The organism is Pseudonocardia petroleophila (assembly GCF_014235185.1).
In the GTDB taxonomy this organism is placed as follows: domain Bacteria; phylum Actinomycetota; class Actinomycetes; order Mycobacteriales; family Pseudonocardiaceae; genus Pseudonocardia; species Pseudonocardia petroleophila.
In genome coordinates this window covers 4133300-4153411 of the sequence record NZ_CP060131.1, presented here as the reverse complement: position 1 = coordinate 4153411, position 20112 = coordinate 4133300, and the positions used below count along the sequence as shown (strand labels likewise).

20 protein-coding genes and 1 pseudogene are annotated in these 20112 nt (G+C 74.7%); 11 read left to right on the top strand and 10 right to left on the bottom strand.

The features are described 5' to 3' along the window. Positions 1–129: 129 nt before the first annotated feature. Both H6H00_RS20675 and H6H00_RS20670 read left to right on the top strand, forming a co-directional pair. Positions 130–1485, top strand: coding sequence for a metal-dependent hydrolase family protein (locus H6H00_RS20675; protein ID WP_185717390.1), 1356 nt, complete (start codon positions 130–132; stop codon positions 1483–1485). Next, positions 1478–2479 carry an amidohydrolase family protein gene (locus tag H6H00_RS20670; protein WP_185717389.1) on the top strand — a complete coding sequence of 334 codons (1002 nt, stop codon included), beginning with the start codon at positions 1478–1480 and terminating at the stop codon, positions 2477–2479. The genes H6H00_RS20675 and H6H00_RS20670 overlap by 8 nt, the downstream gene beginning before the upstream one ends. A 70-nt stretch (positions 2480–2549) precedes the next feature. Here the strand turns inward: H6H00_RS20670 and H6H00_RS20665 are convergent, their stop codons facing one another. From H6H00_RS20665 to H6H00_RS20645, 5 genes are read right to left on the bottom strand one after another with little or no spacing between them, the layout of a single operon-like run. Continuing rightward, positions 2550–2774 carry a ferredoxin gene (locus H6H00_RS20665; protein ID WP_185717388.1) on the bottom strand — a complete coding sequence of 75 codons (225 nt, stop codon included), beginning with the start codon at positions 2772–2774 and terminating at the stop codon, positions 2550–2552. Continuing rightward, positions 2771–3967 carry a cytochrome P450 gene (locus tag H6H00_RS20660; RefSeq protein ID WP_185717387.1) on the bottom strand — a complete coding sequence of 399 codons (1197 nt, stop codon included), beginning with the start codon at positions 3965–3967 and terminating at the stop codon, positions 2771–2773. Before H6H00_RS20660 ends, H6H00_RS20665 begins: the two co-directional genes overlap by 4 nt. A 13-nt stretch (positions 3968–3980) precedes the next feature. Then, positions 3981–5003: a Gfo/Idh/MocA family protein gene (locus tag H6H00_RS20655; RefSeq protein ID WP_185717386.1), complete on the bottom strand. Its 1023-nt coding sequence runs from the start codon at positions 5001–5003 to the stop codon at positions 3981–3983. Beyond that, complete coding sequence (locus H6H00_RS20650) at positions 5000–6031, bottom strand: LLM class flavin-dependent oxidoreductase (protein WP_185717385.1); 1032 nt, start codon at positions 6029–6031, stop codon at positions 5000–5002. Before H6H00_RS20650 ends, H6H00_RS20655 begins: the two co-directional genes overlap by 4 nt. 10 nt (positions 6032–6041) lie before the next feature. Further along, on the bottom strand, positions 6042–7496 hold the full coding sequence (locus H6H00_RS20645; protein WP_255425279.1) for an FAD-dependent oxidoreductase: 1455 nt from the start codon (positions 7494–7496) through the stop codon (positions 6042–6044). Between the two features lie 164 nt (positions 7497–7660). Here H6H00_RS20645 and H6H00_RS20640 point away from each other — a divergent pair, with 164 nt between their 5' ends. From H6H00_RS20640 to H6H00_RS20625, 4 genes are all read left to right on the top strand, one after another. Next, positions 7661–8872, top strand: a complete 1212-nt coding sequence (locus H6H00_RS20640) for a cytochrome P450 (protein ID WP_185717384.1) — start codon at positions 7661–7663, stop codon at positions 8870–8872. A gap of 121 nt (positions 8873–8993) precedes the next feature. Beyond that, a complete protein-coding gene (locus H6H00_RS20635; RefSeq protein ID WP_185717383.1) occupies positions 8994–11318 on the top strand; it encodes a xanthine dehydrogenase family protein molybdopterin-binding subunit in 2325 nt (774 codons plus the stop codon). A gap of 5 nt (positions 11319–11323) precedes the next feature. Continuing rightward, on the top strand, positions 11324–11842 hold the full coding sequence (locus H6H00_RS20630; protein ID WP_185717382.1) for a (2Fe-2S)-binding protein: 519 nt from the start codon (positions 11324–11326) through the stop codon (positions 11840–11842). 1 nt (position 11843) lies between these two features. Beyond that, a complete protein-coding gene (locus H6H00_RS20625) occupies positions 11844–12686 on the top strand; it encodes an SDR family NAD(P)-dependent oxidoreductase (protein WP_185717381.1) in 843 nt (280 codons plus the stop codon). A gap of 30 nt (positions 12687–12716) precedes the next feature. Here the strand turns inward: H6H00_RS20625 and H6H00_RS20620 are convergent, their stop codons facing one another. Beyond that, entirely contained in the window at positions 12717–13118 is a 402-nt protein-coding gene (locus tag H6H00_RS20620; protein WP_185717380.1) for a VOC family protein, read from the bottom strand. A 422-nt stretch (positions 13119–13540) separates the two neighbouring features. Here H6H00_RS20620 and H6H00_RS20615 point away from each other — a divergent pair, with 422 nt between their 5' ends. Then, positions 13541–14902 (top strand): mycothione reductase, encoded by a 1362-nt coding sequence (locus H6H00_RS20615; protein WP_185717379.1) that lies wholly within the window; start codon positions 13541–13543, stop codon positions 14900–14902. A 21-nt stretch (positions 14903–14923) separates the two neighbouring features. Here the strand turns inward: H6H00_RS20615 and H6H00_RS20610 are convergent, their stop codons facing one another. Then, positions 14924–15316, bottom strand: coding sequence for a hypothetical protein (locus H6H00_RS20610; protein ID WP_185717378.1), 393 nt, complete (start codon positions 15314–15316; stop codon positions 14924–14926). An 80-nt stretch (positions 15317–15396) separates the two neighbouring features. Here H6H00_RS20610 and H6H00_RS20605 point away from each other — a divergent pair, with 80 nt between their 5' ends. Continuing rightward, positions 15397–15669 (top strand): hypothetical protein, encoded by a 273-nt coding sequence (locus tag H6H00_RS20605; protein ID WP_185717377.1) that lies wholly within the window; start codon positions 15397–15399, stop codon positions 15667–15669. Between the two features lie 2 nt (positions 15670–15671). On the opposite strand, the gene H6H00_RS20600 is transcribed toward H6H00_RS20605, so the two are convergent. Then, positions 15672–15899: a hypothetical protein gene (locus H6H00_RS20600; protein WP_185717376.1), complete on the bottom strand. Its 228-nt coding sequence runs from the start codon at positions 15897–15899 to the stop codon at positions 15672–15674. A 49-nt stretch (positions 15900–15948) separates the two neighbouring features. Further along, positions 15949–16233 (bottom strand): hypothetical protein, encoded by a 285-nt coding sequence (locus H6H00_RS20595; protein WP_185717375.1) that lies wholly within the window; start codon positions 16231–16233, stop codon positions 15949–15951. Between the two features lie 113 nt (positions 16234–16346). Here H6H00_RS20595 and H6H00_RS32905 point away from each other — a divergent pair. Further along, positions 16347–17297: pseudogene (locus H6H00_RS32905) on the top strand (alpha/beta fold hydrolase); the annotation flags it as partial. Continuing rightward, positions 17203–17646: an alpha/beta fold hydrolase gene (locus tag H6H00_RS20585; protein WP_185717374.1), complete on the top strand. Its 444-nt coding sequence runs from the start codon at positions 17203–17205 to the stop codon at positions 17644–17646. The pseudogene H6H00_RS32905 and the gene H6H00_RS20585, both read left to right, overlap by 95 nt. On the opposite strand, the gene H6H00_RS20580 is transcribed toward H6H00_RS20585, so the two are convergent. Beyond that, positions 17610–18851 (bottom strand): PP2C family protein-serine/threonine phosphatase, encoded by a 1242-nt coding sequence (locus H6H00_RS20580; protein ID WP_185717373.1) that lies wholly within the window; start codon positions 18849–18851, stop codon positions 17610–17612. The two genes, H6H00_RS20585 and H6H00_RS20580, sit on opposite strands and share 37 nt — an antisense overlap. Positions 18852–19089: 238 nt before the next feature. Here H6H00_RS20580 and H6H00_RS20575 point away from each other — a divergent pair, with 238 nt between their 5' ends. Next, on the top strand, positions 19090–20112 hold the full coding sequence (locus tag H6H00_RS20575) for a 3-oxoacyl-ACP synthase III (RefSeq protein ID WP_185717372.1): 1023 nt from the start codon (positions 19090–19092) through the stop codon (positions 20110–20112).

The following is a 20112-nucleotide window of genomic DNA, read 5'->3' as shown; positions in this document are numbered from 1 at the left end:
GTAACGACGCTACTGCCCCGCCTCCGGGCCCGTCCAGCCTCTCGCACCCTCCGTACGGACGTGCCAGACTGGCCGTCGGACCGACTAGTCGTCAGTGTGCTGACGAACATTCCGACGGAGGGATGCGCCGTGGCGGACGGAATCCTGATCAGCGGCGGCACGGTCGTCGACGGCACGGGCGCCCCGGCGCGCGCCGGCGAGGCGGTGCTGCTGCGCGGGGGGCGGATCGTCGCGCTCGGGGCGGCCGCCGAGGCGCAGGCCGCGCCCGGCGAGACGCGCATCGACGCCACCGGGAAGACCGTCATGCCCGGGCTGATCGACGCGCACACCCACCTGACCTTCGGCGAGCCCACCGGCAACGACGAGCTGTTCCACCACCGCACCGAGGCCTACAGCTCGATGCTCTCGGCCTACAACGCGCGCAAGGTGCTGCGGGCGGGCGTCACGAGCGTGCTCGACGCCGACTGCCTGTGGAACATCGGCTGCGAGCTCCGCGACGCCATCGACTCCGGGATCGTGGAGGGCCCGCGGATGCGCGCCGGTGGCCAGGCGCTGATGACGATGCTCGGCGGCACCGCAGGCCGGATGATCGCCGACGAGGGCACCACCGCCTACGCCACCGTGGTGCGCGGGCGGGACATGATGGTCAACGAGATCCGGCGGCAGATCAAGTACGGCGTCGACTGGATCAAGATCATGGTCACGGGGCTGATCCCGTCGATGAAGGGGCCCGAGGTCAAGGTCTGGAACTTCGACGAGCTGCGCCTGGTCTGCGACACCGCCCACGAGCTCAACACGAAGGTCGTCGCGCACTGCCGCAACTCCGAGAGCACCCGCGACGCCGCCCGCGCGGGCGTCGACCTGATCTACCACGCGTCCTACATGGACGACGAGGCGCTCGAGGCCGTGCTCGAGGCGGGCAGCGCGCTGTGCCCCACCTTCACGCTGCTGGGCAACCTCGCCGACTACGGGGCGAAGGTCGGCAGCGCGCCGGAGCTGCTGGAGGTCTTCCGCGCCGAGATCGCCGTGACGGCGAAGCAGATGGCGAAGGCCCACGCGGCGGGCGTCCCGTTCCTCACCGGGTCCGAGACCGGGTTCGCGGTCACCCCGGTCGGCGAGTGGCACGCCCGCGAGCTGGAGATGTTCGTCGACTACATGGACATCTCCCCGATGGACGCGATCGTCGCCGCCACCCGCAACGGCGCGTTCGCGATGCGGATGGAGGGCGAGGTCGGCACGCTGGAGGAGGGCCGGATCGCCGACGTCCTCGTCGTCGACGGCGACCCGCTGGCCGACGTGCGGGTCCTGCAGCGCAGGGACGCCATCGCCGAGGTGATCAAGGACGGGAAGCGGATCGACATCACCACCCCGATCCCCGAGCAGAAGCTGCGGACCTCGGACCAGGTGCGCTTCCTCGCCTCCTGCCCGCTGACGCGCTCGCTCGCCTTCACCGAGGAGCAGCTGGAGAAGCTCTCGCATGTCTGAGGGCACTCCCCCCGGCACCGTCGACGTCCACGCCCACGCCGTGCTCGCCTCCTCGGAGGGGGCGGCGGGGGCCGCCGGCCCGGAGCTCGGGACGTCGCCGGACGGGCGGCCGTTCTACCGCGTCGGCGACTACGTGCTGCACGGCGTGCGCTACGCGGGCAGCCCGTTCATGGACGTCGACGTGCGGCTGGCCGCGATGGACGACGCCGGGATCGCCCGGCAGCTGCTCTCCCCCAACCCGCTGACCTACTTCGGGGACCTGCCGGTCGCCGACGGCGTCGCGTTCGCGCGGTCCTGGAACGACGGCCTCGCCGAGCTCGTCGGCCGGCACCCGGACCGGCTCCTCGCGTGCGCCCAGCTCCCGGTGCAGGACGTCGCGCAGTGCGTCGCCGAGGCGCGCCGGGCCGTGCGCGACCTGGGCATGGCCGGGGTCTACCTCGACACCGACCCCGCGGGCCGCACGCTGGACGACCCGGCGCTCGACCCGCTCTACGCGGCGCTGGTGGACCTCGACGTGCCGCTGTTCGTGCACCCCTCGCCGCTGGGCCCGGACGGCCCGGCGGCCGACGCCCGGCTGCGCCGCTTCGACCTCGACCTGCTGCTGGGCTTCGCCTACGACGAGACGCTCGCCGTGGCCGCGCTGGTGTTCGGCGGCGTGCTCGAACGCCACCCCGGCCTCGACGTGTGCGTCTCCCACGGCGGGGGCACGGCGGCGTTCCTGTCCGGGCGGTTCGCCGCGGCCGTGGAGAAGCGGCCGTGGGCGTCGCAGGCGCTGCGCGACGCCGGGTTCGAGCACTGGTACCGGCGGATCTGGTTCGACACCCACGTCCACGACGAGCTGTCGCTGGAGCTGCTCGTCGCGCACGCCGGCGTCGACCGGCTGGTGTTCGGCACCAACTTCGCGGGCTGGGACTCCGGCGCCCACGACGCCCCGGCAGGCGACCTCGGCGCGACCCTCACGGCCAACGCCGCCCGCCTGCTGCGGCTCCGGTAGGCGCGCAGCGGACGGCGATCGTCACGAGCGCGCGTCGGCGGGGCCGCGGTGCGCGGATCGCGGGGGTGCGTCAGACGACGTCGATCCGCTCGCCCGTGTCGGCGTCGTGCACCTGCAGCGCCCCCGACGGGCAGGAGCGGGCGAGGTCGAGCTGCACGGCGTCGGGCGGCGGGGCGGCACCGGGGACGAGCTCGGCGAGGTCGTCGGCGTCGAAGTCGAAGACGTCCGGGGCGTCCGCGACGCACTTGCCGGAGCTGATGCAGAGCTCCCGGTCCACCGAGATGCGGTAGGTCATCGCGCCGCCCCCAGCAGCACCGGGTAGCTGCCCCAGTACGGGCGCGCGGTGGCCGCGTCGCGCTGCGGCGGGCGGTCCGGGTCGCGCCGCACCCCGGCGGCGAACATCCGCCCCACAGCGCCCGTGACCAGCCCGTACAGGTGCGTGTCGGGGTCGGTGTCGGGACGCGCGACGACCCCCGCCGCGAGGTCCTGCCCGATGCAGACGTGCATGCCGGCGGCGAAGCTCAGCCCGAACGGCGCGACGCCGGGCGGCAGCGTGCGGTCGGGGTCGAACTCCGCGGCGTCGGGGCCGAACAGGGCGGTGTCGCGGTTGACGGCCATCAGGTCGATGACGACGGTCGCCCCCTGCGCGATCTCGACGCCCGAGCGCAGCCGCACCGGCGCCAGCGCCCGGCGGCGGCCGGTGGGGCTCGACGGGTTGAGCCGCACGGTCTCGTGGATGCAGCGCTGCACGAACAGCGGATCGGCTGCGCGGTCGCGCTGCTCCGGGTGCGCGGCGAACCAGCCGAGCATGTGGTCGATCGCCCGCACGAACGCCGTGGCGCTGGTGTGCCCGCCCGCGAGCAGGTAGAACGCGACCTCGCGGCGGACCACGTGCGGCGGCAGGTCCAGCGCGTCCTGGTTCTGCAGCAGCGTCGAGAGCACATCGCGCGGCTGCTCCTGCGGCGGCAGGGCCCGGCGGCGCGCGATCGACGGTGCGAGGAACTCCGCGTCCCAGTCCTCCAGCGCCTGCGCGACCGCGGCCGCCTGCGCCGCCCTGTCGCCGGTGGAGTGCGCGAGGGTGGCGCCCTCGATGAACCGCATCATGTAGGCGTGCAGGCGGCCCGTCTCCTCCGCGGTGCCCAGCGGCCGGTCGACGCCCGCGGTCAGTGCCGCGAGGTTGAGCATGAGCTCGTGGCCCAGGTGCACCAGGTCGACCCCGCCCGCCTCGACGTACGGGGCCAGGGTCCGCCGCGTGACCTCGGGGAACAGGTCGCGCTCGTAGCGCTCGAACACCTCGCGGCGGAACATCCGGTTCTCCGCCCGGCGGCGGTCGCGGTGCGCGGTGCCGTGCAGGTTGACCAGCACGTCCGCCATGACGACCTCGCCCTCGTCGTAGAGCGACTGCCGCAGGTCCCTGCTGCGGTAGGCGTCCTTGGCGTCGGCGAAGGACGTCAGGGTCACGACGTCGGGGACGGCCGGTGCACTCATCTCTCGCTCCTCGTCAGTCCGTCGCCTCGACGGCCCCGGCGATCCGCAGGGCGGCGAGCCCGTCGGCGAACGTCGGGACGTCGGCGGTCTCGCCGGTCGCGAGCGCGCGCACCAGCCGCGTGAACGGCTCGGTGGCCGCCCCCGTGGCCGCGACCAGCTCGCGCGGCCCGTCGTCGCCGGTGCGGGCCCCGGACAGCCGGACGGGGAAGTGCCCGGTGTGCCCGGCCGCCTCGGCCAGCAGCATCCCGTCCGACCCGTGCACGACCAGCCGGAACCCCGCGCCGAACCGCGCGACCCAGGACGTGTGCACCGAGCACACCGCCCCGTCGGGGGTGCGCGCCGTCCACGCCGCGGAGTCGACGCTGTCGGCCGGCACCCGGCCGCCCCACAGCGGCTCGCGGCGGGCGACGCTCCCCCGCACGTCGGAGAGGTCACCGAACACGAAGCGCAGCAGGTCGGCCGTGTGCAGCCCGTGCACCCGCAGCGAGCTCGCCCCGTGGGAGGCGTCGGCGCACCACGCCGACGACGCGATCGCCCGCTCCGTCGTGAACGTCGGGTACAGCGCGGTGGCAGCCACGTTGTCGACGCGCCCGACGAACCCGTCGGCCACCAGCCGGCGAAGCTCGGTGATCCCCGGCCAGAACCGCGACTGCATGTCGACGAAGCCGCGCTCCCCCGCCGCGGCCGCCATCGCCTCCCCGTCGGCGACGGTCGGCGCGAGCGGCGCCTCGCACAGCACCTGCTTGCCCGCGGCCAGCGCCGCCTCCGCCATGGCGCGGTGCCGGCTGGGGCGGGTGGCGACGTCGACGAGGTCGACGGCCGGGTCGGCGCACAGCGCCTCGAACCCGACGTGGGCCCGCGGGATGCCGTGCCTCCCCGCCGCCGCCTCGGCGGTGTCGCGGTGCGCGGTCGCCACGGCGACCAGCTCCACCAGCCCCTCCTGCGCGAGCGCGGCGTAGGCGGGCAGGTGCGTGCCCTCGGCGTAGGCGACGCCGACGATCCCGACGCGCAGCGGCGGGTGGTGCTGCGCCGTCACGCGGGCACCGCGGGCCGCTCCCGTGCGGACCCCTCGAGGGCGGGCAGCACCTCGGTGCCGAACAGCTCCATCGCCTCCAGCACCGCGGCGTGGTCCGGGCCGGTCGGGTACCGGAAGATCATCAGGAAGTCGTCGACGCCGGCCTCGTCGCGGAAGCGGCCGATCGTCTCGACGCACTCGTCCGGCGTGCCGAAGACGAACCGGTCCTGCACGAACTCCTCCAGCGTGATCTCCGCCGACGACGTGACGCCCGGCAGGTCGGTGATCGCGCCGTAGTCGAACAGCGTGCGCGCCATGGCCAGCGCGGTGTCGCCGAACTTCTCCAGCGCCGCCTCGCGCGAGGTGTAGGGCCAGCAGAACCGGATCGACGTGACGTGCGGCGTGCGGCCGTGCGCCTCGGCCGCGGCCCGGTAGTCGGCGGCCATCGCGGACATGGTCGGCAGCGACATCAGCGCGTTGGTGATCCAGCCGTCGGCGAGGCGGCCCGCGCGGCGCAGGCCACCGGGCGTCCACGCGGCCAGGTGCAGCGGCACGCCCTCGGGCCGCACGGGCTTCGGGATCACGGACACGTCGTCGAAGGAGTAGATCTCGTCGGCGAAGGAGAACCGGTCCTGCGTGTGCGCGGCGCGCAGGATCCGGACCGTCTCGTCGAAGCGCTGGGCGCGGTCCTCCCAGCCCACGCCGACCGTCGAGTAGTCGACGGGCATGTACCCGACGCCGAGCCCGAGCCACGCGCGGCCGCCGGAGAGCTGGTCGAGCATCGCGGAGTCCTGCGCGAGCTCGACGGGGTTGTAGAGCGGCGCGATGGCGATCGCCGTGCCGACCTTCACCCGCTGCGTGCGCGCCGCGATCGCGTACGCGAGGTGCAGCGGCGAGCCGAAGTACTCCTCGGAGTACTTGTGCTCGGTGGTCAGCGCGGCGGAGAAGCCGAGCCGGTCGGCGGCCTGCGCCTGCTCCAGGATCTCCCCCAGCACCGCGTGCGGGTCTCCGGTGACCAGGCCTTGGGTGAACAGCACTCCGACGGACATCGGTGTCTCCTCAGGAACGGGGGGTGTCGAGGTGGACCAGCGCGATCTTCGTGTCGAGCATCGACGGCATCCCGGCGTGCAGGACGCTGCCGTGGTCGCCGCGGTCGTCGACGCCGCGCGCCGCGGCGCGCCCGGCGAGGCGGCCGAGGGTGAAGCCGCCGCAGATGTGGACGCCGCCGAGGTCGGAGACGGGGTTGAGGCCGCCGACGCAGTCGCCCGCGGCGAACAGCCCGGTGATCGGGGTGCCGAACACGTCGACGACCTGCAGGTCGGTGGTGACCCGGAACCCGCCGCAGCAGAAGTTGATCCCCTCCACCATCGGCACGGCGGTGAACGGGGCCGTGGCGCAGCGGCGGCGGCCCGGCGGCAGGACGACGCGGCCGAACGCCGGGTCCCGGTCGGCGCCGGTGCCGAGGAAGGCGTTCCAGCCCTCGACCGTGCGCTCCAGCGCCCCGGCCGGCACCCCGATCGCCTCGGCGAGCGCGGCGAGCGTGTCGGCCTGCACCGGCGGCTCCGGCATCTGCCCGATCAGGCCCGTCTTCTCGCGCGCCACCTCGTCGTCGACGACGTACCAGGCGCGGCGCCCGGGCTGCGCGTGCAGCCGCTCGACGCGCTCCTCGTAGGGGCCCGCCTCGTCGTGGAACCGCTCCCCCGCCGCGTTGACGGCGATCGCGTCCTCCACCACCGACGAGGAGACGATCACCAGCGGCGGCACGAACGTCATGTTGACCAGGTCGCCGCCCACGGCCTGCCCCATGAGGTGGCCGTCGCCGCGGCAGGTGTCGATGCCCAGGTACGGCGCCCTGGCGACGAACCCGGGCTGGTAGCGGCGGCGCAGCTCCGGGTTGGACTGGTAGCCCCCGGTGGCCAGGACGACCCCGCGCCGGGCCGCCAGCGCGTAGCGCCGCCCGTCGGCGAGGCCCGTCGCGAGCACGCCCGTGACCGCGCCGTCGGCGGTGACCAGCCGGTCGGCGACCGTCCCGTACAGCGTGGTGACGGCGGGCAGGTCGAAGTCGGGCCGGAAGGCGCGGCCCAGCATCCAGCTGTCCTCGACCGCCGCCATCCGGTCGACGCTGTGCTGGCGCGGCCGCGGGATGAACCGCGAGAAGCGGACGCCGCGCGCGGTCAGGATCCGGTGGGTCTCGGCGCTCTCCCGGGCGAACAGGCGCACCAGCTCCTCGTCCCACTCGACGCCGAACCGGTCCTGCGCCTCGGCCACCATCGCCCGGGCGTCGGCGACGAAGGTCTCGACGTCGTCGGTGATGCCCTGCTCGCGCTGCATCGCCGAGTCGACGAAGGCCAGGTAGCCGGTGGACCACACCGCGTTGCCGCCGATGTGGTCCATCGCCTCGACCGCGATCACCTCCGCGCCCTCCGCCGCCGCCTCGGCCACCGCGGCCATCCCGGCCGGGCCGGTGCCGAGCACGACGACGTCGGCGGTGAGCGTCCGGACGGGATCGACCACGCTGTCCTCCTGGTGAGCGAGGTCACGAGACTCCCCCAGCCGCGGAGCGTCGTCAAGGGACTGACGACGCTGTGGTCGCCACCTGGACGACGACCCTCCGCCGTTGCTAGCGTCGCTAGGGACAGCACGCCGCAATCCCGGCGCCGGACGCAGCGAGGCGGGCCATGCAGACGATCACGCTCGACGGGTACGCCGAGGTCCGCGAGGCCTACCGCCAGCACGACCTGGAGCAGGCCCTCTACGACGCGGGCGGGGTCGTGATGGCCGACAGCCTGCTGGTCCTGCACGGCGCGGAGCACCGCCGCAGGCGCCGCGTGGAGAACCGCCTGTTCCGCCGCGGCACGTTCCGGTACTGGGAGAAGGCGTTCCTGCGCGACGTCGTGCGCGACACGCTCGCCCCGTTCCGCGCCGCGGGCCGCGCCGACCTCCTGGAGATCGGCTACCGCACGATTATGAGCCTGACGGCGATGGTGGCCGGGATCGACCGGCCCACCGGCAGCGACGCGGAGACCGACCAGCTCTACCGCCTCGCCAAGAAGTTCTCCGAGGGCGCCACGATGGTGCACACCACGCGCGACCCCGCCGTCGTGCGCGCCGAGGTGCAGGCCGCGCTCGACGACTTCGACCGCGTCTTCCTGCAGCCCTCGATCACCCGGCGGCGCGCGCTGCTGGACCGGTTCGCCGCCGGCGGGATCGACGAGGACGACCTGCCCCGCGACGTCCTGACCGCGCTGCTGCGCCACGGGGAGGAGCTCGGGGTCGACGAGGACGTGGTGCGCCGCGAGTGCGCGTTCTACCTGCAGGCGGGCTCGCACAGCACCGCCGACGCGTTCAGCCACGCCGCCGACGACTGGTTCGCCTGGGCCGCGCGCGACCCCGACGCCGCCGACCGGGCGCGCCGCGACCCGGCGCTGCTGCAGCGCTGCGTGTACGAGACGCTGCGGCTGCACCCGGCGAGCCCGGTGGCCCAGCGCCGCGCGCTCGCCCCCGTCACGCTGCGCGGGGGCACCGAGATCCCCGAGGGGTCGTTCGTGGTGCTCGACATCGCGGGCGCGAACCGCGACCCGCGGGTCTTCGACCGGCCCGAGGAGTACGACCCGCTGCGCGAGGTCCCGGCCGACGTGCCGCGCTGGGGCCACGCCTTCGGCGGCGGCATGCACGCCTGCATCGGCACCGAGCTCGCCGGCGGCGTCCCCGCCCCGGCGGACCCGACGCCGGAGCAGGCGCACGAGCAGGTGCTCGGCACCGTCACGCTCCTGCTCGACGCCCTGCTCACGGCCGGGGCCCGCCCCGACCCCGACGACCCGCCGCGGCGCGACCCGCACTCGGCGCGCGACCACTTCGCGGCCTACCCGGTGCTGTTCGCACCGGGGTGACCGGCGGCGGCGGTCCTTGCCCTCGCCCGGGAACCGACGTTAGGTTCCTAACGTCGGCCTGCGGGACCGCCGGCAGCACTCGGGTCGCACGTGGGGCACGCAGGACGAGGAGGTCCGCAGCATGGGATCGATGGTCGGCGCATCGGTGGTCCGCAAGGAGGACCCCGCACTGCTCACCGGACGCGGCACGTTCGTCGACGACATCCGGCTCCCGGGCACCGTGCACATGGTGTTCGTGCGCAGCTACCTCGCCCACGCGCGGATCCTGTCGGTCGACACCGACGCGGCGCAGCGGCTCCCCGGCGTGCTCGGGGTGTGGACGCACGCCGACCTCGACGGACTGCCCGCCACGCGCTCCGTCCCCGGCATGGAGCGCCCCTGCCTGGCGAAGGACAAGGTCCACTTCGTGGGCGAGCCGGTGGCCGTCGTCGTGGCCACCGACCGCTACCTCGCCGCCGACGCCGCCGAGGCCGTCGTCGTGGAGTACGAGGAGCTGCCGGTCATGGCCTCGGTCGCCGCGGCCACGGCCGAGGGCGCGACGCCGATCATCGACGGGCTGCCGTCGAACGTGGTGCTGGAGCAGCAGCTCTCCGCCACCGACGCGGAGGCCGAGCTCGCCGCGGCCCCGCACCGGCTGGCGATCGCGCTGGTCAACCAGCGCTGTGCCGCGGTGCCGATGGAGCCGACGGTCTGCCTCGCCGACTGGCAGTCCTCCGGCCTGACGATCTGGGCCACCAGCCAGACCCCGCACCACATGCGCAACGAGATCGCGCAGATGTTCGGCCTGTCCCAGCAGGAGGTGCGGTTCGTCGCGCCCGACGTCGGCGGCGGGTTCGGCGCGAAGGCGTCGTTCTACCCGGAGTTCCTGCTCACCGCGGAGCTCTCGCGGCGGCTGCGGCGCCCCGTCAAGTACGTGGAGACGCGCAGCGAGAACATGACCTCGATGGTCCACGGGCGGGCCCAGCAGCACGACGTCGAGGTCGGCTTCGACGACGAGGGCCACCTGCTCGCGCTGCGCGTCCGGATCACCCAGGACTGCGGCGGCTGGCCCGACTCCACCGGCATCGGCCTGCCCACGCTGACCTCGTTCATGTCGGGCGGCTGCTACCGGATCCCGACGATCGCGCCGAGCTTCCGCTCGGTCGTCACCAACACGACGCCGGTCGGCTCCTACCGCGGCGCCGGGCGCCCCGAGGCGTCGTACATGATCGAGCGGGTCGTCGACCGCGTCGCCGCCGAGCTGGGCATCGACCCCCTCGAGGTCCGGCGCCGCAACTTCGTGCAGCCCGGCGAGATGCCCTACGCCACGCAGTTCGAGGGCATCGTCTACGACGAGGCCGACTTCCCCGGCGCGCTCGACAAGCTCCTCGAGCACGTCGACTACGCGGCCCTGCGCGCGGAGCAGGCGCAGCGCCGCGCGGACCCCACCGCTCCCCTGCTGGGCATCGGGTTCTCGACGTTCGTCGAGATGGGCGGGTTCGGCCCGACGCCGCTGTTCGAGCAGTTCGGCTACGTCGGCGGCTGGGAGTCGGCCAACGTCCGCCTCAACGTCGACGGCTCCGCGGTGATCAAGGTCGGCACCAGCCCGCACGGGCAGGGCCACCAGACCGCGTTCGCGCAGATCGTCGCCGACCGGCTGTCGGTGCCGTTCGAGCGGATCACGCTGGTCCACGGCGACACCGCCACCGTGCAGGAGGGCATCGGCACGATGGGCAGCCGCGGGGTCCCCGTCGGCGGCTCGGCGGTGTTCAAGGCGGCCACCAAGGTGCGCGACAAGGCGATCCGCATCGCGGCGCACATGCTGGAGGCCGACGAGTCCGACATCGAGCTCGCCGACGGGCGGTTCTCCGTGCGCGGCGCGCCCGACCAGGGCGTCGACATGGCCGAGGTCGCGGTGCGCGCGTTCAAGCCGCACCTGCTGCCCGACGGCTTCGACCTCGGCCTCGACGAGACGGCGCACCACGAGCCGAGCAACCTGTCCTACCCCTCGGGCGCGCACTGCTGCGTCGTGGAGATCGACCGCGACACCGGCAAGGTCCTCATCCGCCGCTACGTCGCCGTCGACGACTGCGGGGTCGTGATCAACCCGCTGATGGCGAAGGGGCAGATCCACGGCGGCGTCGCGCAGGGCATCGCGCAGGCGCTGATCGAGGAGGTCACCTTCGCGGAGAACGGGCAGCCCGGCACGGGCACGCTCGTCGACTACACGCTCCCGTCGGCGAAGGACCTCCCCCGGTACGAGACCGACCACCTCGTCACGCCGACGAGCTTCAACCCGCTGGGCGCCAAGGGGCTCGGCGAGTCCGGCGCCACCGCGGCGCCCCAGGCCGTCGTGAACGCCGTCGTCGACGCGATGGCCCACCTCGGCGTCCGCTCGATCGACATGCCGTGCACCCCGCAGAAGGTCTGGCGCGTGCTCCAGGCCGCCACCCGGAACGGGAGCTGAGTCCCATGTCCCACCACAAGGTCCGGATCACCGTCAACGGCACCGCGGGCGAGGACGAGGTCGAGGCCCGCCAGCTCCTCGTGCACTACCTGCGGGAGACCCGCGCGCTGACCGGCACCCACGTCGGCTGCGACACCTCCAACTGCGGGGCGTGCACCGTGCTGCTGGACGGGCGGACGGTCAAGTCCTGCACCGTGCTCACCGTCGCCGCCGACGGCGGCGACGTGCTCACCATCGAGGGGCTCGACGAGCAGGGCGAGATGTCGCCGGTGCAGCAGGGCTTCCAGGCCTGCCACGGGCTGCAGTGCGGGTACTGCACGCCGGGGATGGTCCTGTCGGCCACCGGGCTGCTGCTGGAGCAGCCCGACCCCGACGACGACGCCATCCGCACGGGCATCGAGGGCAACCTCTGCCGCTGCACGGGCTACGACATGATCGTCGACTCCGTCCGCTGGGCGGCCGCCCACGGCGGGGCCGGCACCGCCGCCACCGCACACGCCGCACACGCCGAGGGGAAGCACTGACATGGCCGCCGTACTCCGCGGGCTCGAGGGCAAGAACGTCCTGATCACCGGGGCGGCGAAGGGGCAGGGCTTCAGCCACGCCATGGCCTTCGCCGACGCCGGGGCCGACATCGCCGCCCTCGACATCACCGAACCCATCGCCGACATCTACCCGCTGGCCACGGCCGCGATGCTGGACGCCACCGTCGCGGCCATCGAGGAGCTGGACCGGCGCGTCATCCCGCTGCCGTGCGACATCCGGGACGAGAGCCAGGTGGAGTCCTCGGTCGCGAAGGCGCTGGACTTCTTCGACGGCCGCATCGACGTGATCGTCTGCAACGCGGGCGTCGCGGCGCTGGACTCCATCCAGGGCATGCGCACCCACGTGCTGGACGCGGTGTTCGACACGATCGTCAAGGGCCACATGCACCTGGCCAAGTACGTGGTGCCGAACATGATCGAGCGGCGCTCCGGCAAGATCGTCAACATCTCCTCCGGCGTGACGGGGTCGGGACACGCCCAGCTCTCGCACTACGTCGCCGCCAAGCACGCCATCCAGGGCCTGACCTCGGCGTGGGCGTTCGAGCTCGCGGAGTTCGACATCAACGTCAACTGCGTCGCGCCGGCCACGATCCGCCCCGGCGAGGGCCAGGGGTCCGGGATGGTGCTGGGGCTGGCCGGCGAGGTCGGCATGACCGCCGACGACGCCTACGAGATGTTCTCCGCCGCCGGCAACATGCCGGGCCCCAAGTGGCGCACGGAGATGCAGAACATCACCGACGCCGTGCTGTTCCTCGCCTCCGACAACGCCGACCAGATCACCGGCCACGTCCTGCGCGTCGACGCGGGGCAGGGCGCCCGCTGAGCGCACGGGCCGGGCCCGCGGGCCCGGCCCTCAGGGCAGCCGCTCGACCGCGACGGGCCGCCCGTCGGGGTCGCGGACGACGATCCGGCCGGTCGGGGTGCACGCCGGCGGGACGGGCACGCCCTCGCCGAGCAGGCGGCGGCGCAGTGCCCGCACGTCCCGGGCACCGAGGCGGATCCACGGGTCCTCCGCCGCGGGCCCGGCGGACGGCGCCCGCCGCCCGGCCTGGACCAGCACGAACGTGACGGCGTGGCAGCGCAGCAGGACCCACCCGTCGGCCGCCCGCACGACGTCGCACCCCAGGCGGAGGTAGAAGTCCAGGGAGCGGGCCATGTCCGTCACGCCCGCCCGCGGCACGCGGGCGTCCCGGTCGGCCGGGGCGGTCCGGGCGGGAGCGGGACGGACCGCTGCGGGGCCGAGGGTCGCGGTCATCGGGCCTCCGGTCGGGACGGTGGTCGCGGTGGGGACGGGCGGTCCCGCCGGGTCGGCGCGCCGGGCCGGGGATCGACAGGCCCGACGCACCGGGTTCCGGGGGGCGCGCAGCCGGCCGGTGGCGCAGCCGGCCGGTGGGTCGAGGGGTCGCCGCCGGACCCACCCCCGGAACGCGGGTCGTGCGGCGCCCGTCGGGCCGCCGCACCCACCCACGAGAGAGCCCCGGTACCTCGGGCTGTCGCGGTCGACGCGATACACCGGGTCCGGGGCATAAAGCCGAGCAGCTCTCGCGCTCGGACCCTCACCGTAGGGTCGGGCCACGGGGGCGGCAACTCGTGGGGACGGGTTGCGGGAGGCCCCCCGCGGGTAGGTAGCGGGCACGGACGTCGATCACGGCGTCCGCCGTCGCCCGAGGAGCCCCGATGACGACCGTCCACCACCAGCTCGTCGTCGTCGGCACCGGCTCGGGCAACACCGTGATCGACGACTCCTTCGCCGACCTCGACGTCGCGATCGTCGAGCGCGAGGAGCGCTTCGGCGGCACCTGCCTCAACGTCGGGTGCATCCCGACGAAGATGCTCGCCTACACCGCCGAGGTGGTCGACACCGTGGAGCGCTCCGGCGAGTTCGGCGTCGACGCCGACCTGGGCGGGATGCGCTGGACCGATGTCCGCGACCGCGTACTCGGGCGGGTCGACCCCCTCGCGCGGGAGGGCCGCGACGGCCGCCGCGACACCTCGTGGATCACGGTGCACACCGGCCACGCCCGGTTCACCGGCCCGCGGACCCTCGACGTCGACGGCACGACGGTCACCGCCGACCGGATCGTCCTCGCCACCGGCAGCAGGCCGCTGGTCCCGCCGCCCGTCGCCGAGTCCGGGCTGCCCTACGAGACCTCCGACACGATCATGCGCCGGGACCGGGTCCCGGCCCGGCTCGCGGTGCTGGGCGGCGGCTACATCGCCGCCGAGCTCGCGCACGTCTTCGCGGCCGCCGGGTCCGAGATCGTCGTCATCGAGCAGGGCCCGACCCTGCTCGGCCCGCAGGACGAGACCGTCGCCGCGGAGTTCACCGCGCTCGCCGGCAAGCGCTACGAGCTGCACCTGGGCCGGGAGCTGACCGGGGTGTCGGGCGAGCCCGGGGCACTGCGGCTGACGCTGGACGACGGATCGACCGTCGAGGCCGACACCCTCCTCGTCGCCGTCGGCCGGATCCCCAACGGCGACCTCATGGACCTCGCCGAGGGCGGCGTCGAGGTCGACGAGAAGGGACTCGTGCTCGTCGACGAGCACCAGCGCACCACCGCCGAGGGCGTGTGGGCGCTCGGCGACGTCTGCTCGCCGGTCCCGCTCAAGCACGTCGCCAACCGGGAGGCCGACGTCGTGCGGCACAACCTGCTCCACCCCGACGACCTGCGGTCCGCCGACCACGACACCGTCCCGTCCGCGGTGTTCACCGACCCGCAGATCGCCCAGGTCGGGGCCACCGAGCAGGAGCTGCGCGAGGCCGGCACGCCGTACCGGGTCGGGACCACGCGGTTCGGCGACACCGCCTACGGCTGGGCGATGGAGGATGACACCGGGTTCTGCAAGGTGCTCACCGACCCCGACACCGGCGCGGTGCTCGGCGCGCACGTCATGGGCCCGCAGGCCCCCACCCTCATCCAGCCCCTGGTCCTCGCCGTCACCCTCGGCATCCCCGCCCGCACGCTCGTCGACCGGCCGTACTGGATCCACCCGGCGCTCACCGAGGTCGTCCAGCAGGCGCTCATCGCGGCCACCTGACCTGCCGAGCCCGGCGAGCCGTCAGGGGCGGGGCACGTCGCGGACGACGGCGCGGACCAGGTGGGCGAACCCGACCGTCCCGACGACGATCCAGCCGGCGGCGCACACCGCCGCCCAGTCCCAGCCGGTCAGCGGAGTGCCCGCGGGCAGCGCGCCCGCGCCGAGGGCGGCGACGGCGACGAGCACGACGCGGGTGGGGCGCTCGGCGACGGTCACCGCGCCGACGCCCGGCATCCCCGCGGCCTGGGCGCGGCTGCGCAGGTACTCGTGCAGCAGGACGAGGGCGACCGCGGCCGCGCACCACGCCGCGGGGGCGCCGAGCAGCAGCAGGATCCCGGCGAGCAGCAGGTCCCCGACGCGGTCGGCCATCGCGTCGACGACGGCCCCGAGCGGGCGCGCCCGGCCGCCGCGCACGCGACCGCACCGTCGAGCCCGTCGAGGACTCCGGCGAGGACCACCAGTGCCGCGACGAGCAGGGCCCCGCGCCCAGCGAGATGAGGTCGGGCGGGGTCCGCGCGACCGGGGGCCACGCCGCGACGGCCGCGCTGCAGCGGGTGCGGGAGGGCCGCCGCGACCCCGTCGCCCTCGCGGCGCCGCTCGCCGTGGGGTGCGCCGTCGTGGCCACCGCGCGGCCGCGGCCGCGGTGGGCACCGGTCGCGGCCGTGTCCGTCCTGGTCGTGCTCCGGGTGGCCGAGCTGCGGCGGGCCGGGTTCCGCAGGGCCGGGTTCCGCAGGGCCGGGTTCTGCAGGGCCGGGCGGGCGCTCTGACCTCAGCCCGGTCCGGTCTCCGGCACACCCGTCTCCCGCACGACGGAGAGATCGGGCCGGGTCTGCGGCATCAGGTCCTCGGGCATGCTGCCCAGCACGAGCGGCAGGTTCTGCACCGAGATCCGCGCGGCCACGCGCGCGACCCCGTCCACCAGCGCCGGGTGCAGATCGGTCAGCTCGTGGCGCAGGGCCGCGGCGATCGCCCCGGCGAGCGTCTGCCCGTCCGTCATGACGGGAGGATCCCGCAGACGGCAGCGTTCCGCTGCGTGGGCGACCCGGTCATCGCGGCGGGGCGGGGTGTCCGTCGTCGTCGGCGGCGGCCTCGGCGCGCCGCTCGGCACCGGTCTCCCCGGCGTAGCCGAGGTCGTCCCCCGCGATCCGCCCGACGAACTCCTCGGTGCGGCCGGTCCCGGTGACCGATCCACGGTCCCCGGTCAGGTCGGTGTGCTCCCCGCCGGTGTCGCGGTTCGACGCCAGTGCCGGGTCCTCGGCCACGTCCTCGCCGGAGCCCCGACCGTCGGGGTCGGTCCTGCCGGAACCGGTGATCCTGCTCCACAGGCTCATCGCGCGGTCCCCCCGTCGGCGACGCACCGGGCGGTGCCGGTCGTGGTGGGCGGATCGTCGATCACGGAGACGGCCATGCGGGTCCTTCCCGGCCGTCGGCGGAGCGGCGGCGGGTGCGGAGGTGCGGCCCCCGGTCGGGGACCGCGGTGCGGGTCGGCACCACCCCGACCGCGTACCCGTCCCGCGGCCGCCCAGACGACCGGGACCGCATCCGCGCCCCGATCGTCCATGACGTGCGCCACACGGGCCGGCCGCGTGAGTGGCGTCATCGTGTGCGGCACCGCCGCCCGGGGTATCCGTCCGGGGCGACCAGCGTGGTCGCCGTCGGCCCGGGACCCCGGTCGCACCTTCGACGATCCGTGGCCACGCAGCACCTCCCGTGCTCGGCGGACCACGTCGGAGGACCCGTGGCAGTCATCACGCCGAGCACGCACGCCCGCACCCGTCGCGCGGCCCGGTCCGCGGCGGTGCACGAGCGGACGATCCGCCTGCACGGGCAGGACGTCGCCTACCGCGAGGCCGGCGCCGACAGCGGCGGGCCCGTCGTGGTCCTGCTCCACGGCCTCGCCAGCAGCTCCGCCACCTGGGACCGGGCCCTGCCGACGCTCGGGCGCCGGGCCCACGTCGTCGCGCCCGACCTGCTCGGCCACGGCCGCTCCGCCAAGCCCCGCACCGGCGACTACTCCCTCGGCTCCTACGCCGCGGGTCTGCGGGACCTGGTGGTCGCGATCGGGGCGGAGCGCGCCACGCTCGTCGGGCACTCGTTCGGCGGTGGTGTCGCGATGCAGTTCGCCTACCAGTTCCCCGAGCTGACGGAGCGCGTCGCGCTCGTCGCCAGCGGCGGGCTCGGCCCGAACGTCAGCATCGCCCTGCGCGCCGCCACCCTGCCCGGTGCCCCGGCCGCGCTCTCGGTCCTGACCGCGACCACCCCGCGCTGGGTGGTGGAGCTGGTGCGGCGCACCGCGCGCGGTGCCGGGCCTGGCCGGGGCCGATCTGGACGGGGTGTTCAGCGCCTTCGAGTCCTTCGCCGACGACGGGGCGCGCAGCGCCTTCCTGCAGACCGCGCGCGGCGCGCTGACCTGGACGGGTCAGCGCCTGACCGGCACCGAGCGGTTGGACCTGCTCTCCGACACGCCGGTGCTGCTCGTCGCCGGGTCGCGCGACCCGGTGATCCCGGTGGCCCACACCGTCGACGCGCACCGGGCCCTCCCGCGCAGCCGGCTCGAGATCTTCGAGGGCGCGGGGCACTTCCCCCACCTCGACGACCCGCAGCGCTTCGCCCGGGTGCTCGTCGACTTCCTCACCCGGACCACCGGCGCCCGCACCGACCTCGACGCGCTGCGCCGCAGGCTCCGCGCGTCGGGCGGGCCCGGGCCTCAGCGCAGGACGTCGCCGGGGTACATGCGCCGGTAGGCGTCGGCCGACCACTCCGCGAGCAGCAGGGTGGCGTCGTCCTGCAGCAGCCCGCCCTGGTGCTCCAGCACCGCGGCGGCCAGGCGGCGCAGCGTCTCCGGGGCCGACAGGCCGGACGCCGCCGCGTGCTCGGTCATCTCGACGAGGCGCTCCTCGCCGAAGAACGCGCCGTGCCGGTCACGGGCCTCGACGACGCCGTCGCTGTAGAACAGCAGCCGGTCGCCCGGTTCGAGCTGCTCGGTCGTCACCGGCTGGTCGGTCCCGGCCGGGGTCCGCACCCCCAGCGGGGTCCGCGGCGGCGGCCCGAGCTCCTTGACGACCCGGCCGCCGCGGACGAGCAGCGGCGGCGGGTGCCCGGCGTTGAGGATCGTCAGCTGCCCGGTGCCGACGTCGAGCCGGGCCAGGATCGCCGTCGCGAACTGCGGCGGGCCGGGCCGGCCGCCGATGAGGCCGTCGGCGTGCGCGGCGATCGCGACCAGGTCCTCCACCCCGGCGCGGCGCGCGTTGCGGACGGCGGTGATGGCCAGGGCCGTGGTGATGCTGGCCTGCAGGTCGTGCCCGACGGCGTCGAACACGGCCAGGTCGACCAGCTCGCCGTCGACGTTGTAGTCGAACGCGTCCCCCGCGACCCGGTCGTGGGGCTCCAGCACGGCCGAGACGACGAGGCGGTCGGTCGCGAACGTGCGCGGCGGGAGCAGCTGCCAGAGCAGCTCCGACGGCGCGGAGATCGGGCCGTTGCTGCGCCAGCGCCGCAGCCGGTCGCTGTAGACGGTCTTCGTCGCCACGATGTGACCCATCAGGCTGGCGACGATCCACAGCCTGCCCCGCAGCTCGGCGTCGTCGACGTGCCCGCAGCCGGCAGGGTCCCCCAGCCCGACCCGCATCACGCCGATCCGGTCGGTGCCGTCGAGCACCGGCACCCACAGCACGGGCGTGCCGTCGTCGGCGGTCCCGGCCAGGATCTCGCCGAGCTGGTAGGCGCGCCCGCCGAGGGAGTTCACCAGGTCGATCTGCTCGTTGCCCACGGTGCGCAGGGACGTCAGGACGAGCTGGGACGCGTCGACGACCAGCAGGTCGGCGGTGAGGCCCAGCTCGGCGATCTCGGCGTCGAGGGTCGCGGCGAGCTGGTCGGCGACGAGCAGGTGCCCGGCGTCGACGAGGCGCGCCAGGAGCCGGGCCCACACCACGTGCTCGCTCGTCGCCATCGCGCGGTCAATGTACGTGTTCTGGAGTTGCCGGTCCCCCGGTGCGGTCGTACGGTCGAGGCAGAGCCTGCTACCGGCTCGGCCTTATGCCCCGGACCTCGGTGTATCGCCCCTGCGCGAGGCACCTGGAGGACGGGTCGCACCGAGCGCAGCTCTCCTCCAGCCCCTCCCGCGACGGCCGTGCGGAACTCCGGCCGTCGGGCGTCGCCGCGTCCGCCGATCCCCCTGAGAGGCATCCATGACCGGGAACGCCGTGTTCCGCTTCACCGACACCGTGATCCTCTCCGTCTGCGGGGTCGACGCCCCGCAGATCGTCACCTCCGACTCGTTCGACGAGCGGCTGGCCGAGACCTTCGAGCGGGTCGGGCTGCGGCCCGGCCTGCTGCAGGGCCTGGCCGGCATCACCGAGCGGCGGTGGTGGCCCGCCGACGTCAGCTACTCCGACGCCGCGGCGATGGCCGGGGCGAAGGCGCTGGCCGAGGCCGGCGTCGACTCGGCCCGCGTCGGGCTGCTCATCGACACCTCCGTCGCCCGCGCGCACCTCGAACCGGCCGCGGCCGTCGCGGTGCACCACGCGCTGGGCCTGCCCACCGACTGCATCAACTTCGACCTCGCGAACGCCTGCCTCGGCTTCGTCAACGGGATGCAGCTCGCCGCCACCATGATCGACGCCGGTCGGATCGACTACGCGCTCGTCGTCGACGGGGAGGGCACCCGCCACACCCACGAGGTGACCCTGGACCGCCTCGCCCGTCCCGGGACCACCCGCGAGGACGTGCTCTCCCAGTTCGCCACGCTGACGCTGGGCTCCGGTGCGGCGGCGATGGTGCTCGGCCGCGCCGACCGGCACCCGGACGGGCACCGCTTCCTCGGGGGCGTGCACCGCTCGGCGACCGAGCACCACGAGCTGTGCATCGGCGACATGGAGTCCATGCGCACCGACGCGAAGGGCCTGCTGGACGCGGGCGTCGCCCTCGGCACCGCGCTGTGGGCCGGTACGCGCGACGATTACGACTGGGCCGACATGGACTGCTACGTCGCGCACCAGGTGTCGCGGGTGCACACCCGGGCCATGTGCCACGCGCTGGACCTGCCCGTCGACCGCGTCCCGCTGACGTACCCGACGCGCGGGAACATGGGCCCGGCCGGTGTGCCGTTCACCCTGGCCGCGCAGGCCGACCGCCTCGACCCGGGCGACCGGGTGCTGCTGCTCGGGGTCGGGTCCGGGCTCAACGCCTGCTTCGCCGAGGTGGTCTGGTGA

Excerpts from the sequence above, each read along its gene's own strand:
- H6H00_RS20670 (WP_185717389.1), top strand. The coding sequence starts at position 1,478 with ATGTCTGAGGGCACTCCCCCCGGCACCGTCGACGTCCACGCCCACGCC.
- H6H00_RS20665 (WP_185717388.1), bottom strand. The coding sequence starts at position 2,774 with ATGACCTACCGCATCTCGGTGGACCGGGAGCTCTGCATCAGCTCCGGC.
- H6H00_RS20640 (WP_185717384.1), top strand. The coding sequence starts at position 7,661 with ATGCAGACGATCACGCTCGACGGGTACGCCGAGGTCCGCGAGGCCTAC.
- H6H00_RS20615 (WP_185717379.1), top strand. The coding sequence starts at position 13,541 with ATGACGACCGTCCACCACCAGCTCGTCGTCGTCGGCACCGGCTCGGGC.
- H6H00_RS20625 (WP_185717381.1), top strand. The coding sequence starts at position 11,844 with ATGGCCGCCGTACTCCGCGGGCTCGAGGGCAAGAACGTCCTGATCACC.
- H6H00_RS20650 (WP_185717385.1), bottom strand. The coding sequence starts at position 6,031 with ATGTCCGTCGGAGTGCTGTTCACCCAAGGCCTGGTCACCGGAGACCCG.
- H6H00_RS20605 (WP_185717377.1), top strand. The coding sequence starts at position 15,397 with ATGAGGTCGGGCGGGGTCCGCGCGACCGGGGGCCACGCCGCGACGGCC.
- H6H00_RS20575 (WP_185717372.1), top strand. The coding sequence starts at position 19,090 with ATGACCGGGAACGCCGTGTTCCGCTTCACCGACACCGTGATCCTCTCC.
- H6H00_RS20600 (WP_185717376.1), bottom strand. The coding sequence starts at position 15,899 with ATGACGGACGGGCAGACGCTCGCCGGGGCGATCGCCGCGGCCCTGCGC.
- H6H00_RS20660 (WP_185717387.1), bottom strand. The coding sequence starts at position 3,967 with ATGAGTGCACCGGCCGTCCCCGACGTCGTGACCCTGACGTCCTTCGCC.
- H6H00_RS20630 (WP_185717382.1), top strand. The coding sequence starts at position 11,324 with ATGTCCCACCACAAGGTCCGGATCACCGTCAACGGCACCGCGGGCGAG.
- H6H00_RS20635 (WP_185717383.1), top strand. The coding sequence starts at position 8,994 with ATGGGATCGATGGTCGGCGCATCGGTGGTCCGCAAGGAGGACCCCGCA.
- H6H00_RS20620 (WP_185717380.1), bottom strand. The coding sequence starts at position 13,118 with ATGACCGCGACCCTCGGCCCCGCAGCGGTCCGTCCCGCTCCCGCCCGG.
- H6H00_RS20580 (WP_185717373.1), bottom strand. The coding sequence starts at position 18,851 with ATGGCGACGAGCGAGCACGTGGTGTGGGCCCGGCTCCTGGCGCGCCTC.
- H6H00_RS20595 (WP_185717375.1), bottom strand. The coding sequence starts at position 16,233 with ATGAGCCTGTGGAGCAGGATCACCGGTTCCGGCAGGACCGACCCCGAC.